2 protein-coding genes are annotated in these 1,096 nt (G+C 41.8%); one reads left to right on the top strand and one right to left on the bottom strand.

Annotated features, from left to right (window positions below; genetic code table 11):
* Positions 1-159: 159 nt before the first annotated feature.
* Positions 160-426 (bottom strand): hypothetical protein, encoded by a 267-nt coding sequence (locus tag R7Q47_RS26065; protein WP_023650285.1) that lies wholly within the window; start codon positions 424-426, stop codon positions 160-162.
* A 163-nt stretch (positions 427-589) separates the two neighbouring features.
* Between R7Q47_RS26065 and R7Q47_RS26060 the strand changes: the two genes are divergently transcribed.
* Positions 590-1,096, top strand: a 507-nt coding sequence (locus R7Q47_RS26060) for an SIMPL domain-containing protein (protein WP_318090237.1), incomplete at its 3' end; no start/stop codon positions are given.

Here is a 1,096-nt window from a genome sequence, read left to right as displayed (position 1 = left end):
GAAAAGGGGTTGAACTATCCATATTTACCTCAGCGTACAAGTTGCTGATTGGATAGTAGAAATTACAGATGACAGTTCAGAGGCAAATCTATGAGCCTTTGGTGACAAACTGGTGAAGCTTTGTTGACCAAAGGCGAAGGGGATAGGACAGCTTTAGCGTTACGTTTTGTCGCCAGCAAACATCAGGATACTCAGAGAGTTGAGCGTTTCACCGAGACTTTCTAGTGAGCTCAAGACCTGTTTGGTCGGCTCATTATCTAGCAGAATTCGACCATCAAAGCTTTTCCCTTCGTATTGCTGTTCATTACACGCATCCGCTTGGGGTTCTTGTGTTGAGTTGTCATCTATAGCTAAGTCGTCAGCACTCAAACAGGCCGTTGAGACAAATAATCCGCCTAGAACCACCAACCATTTTGTTTTCAACATAATCTTAAAACTCACAATAAAACACTGTTCAATTTTAATTAATTCTATTCACCATTTCGAACGATATGACAAAAATTTAGCTTTAGGTCGCCATTTTCTGGCCATAGTTGAGCTATGTTATCGATACTACGAATTGTTACTTTTGGCGAAATTAGGAGGATGAATGGAGAAGATTTCCAATAAAGCGTCAATATGGCTCGGGCTGTGTCTGATAATAGGTTTAGGAGTATTGGGCTTTTTTATTCAGCAAACAGCAGTCAAATACAAAGCCTATGAGCGAGTGGTAACGGTGAAGGGATTGTCTGAGCGAGAATACCCGGCAGATACCGTCATTTGGCCAATCCAATTTACGGTAGCCAGCAATGATATGGGCGCGATGTTTGATGACATAGACCAACAAACGCGTTTGATTCTCGATTTTTTAACCGCAAAAGGCTTAACTGACAAAAACATCTCGCTGTCTTCGCCTTCAGTGATAGACCGTAAAGCGCAGCAATATGGTGGTGAGCAAGACATTGAGTATCGTTATTTAGCATCCCGAACGGTCACGGTTTACAGCCAAAGTATCAATGTGGTTCGTGCGGCGATTAATGAGATTGGTGAACTTGGGAAACAAGGCGTGATTCTTAATCAAGATCCTTATGCAAACAGAATAGAATACAGTTTTACA

The organism is Vibrio sp. Vb0349, from assembly GCF_033338975.1.
This window is presented reverse-complemented; position numbering and strand designations above follow the sequence as displayed.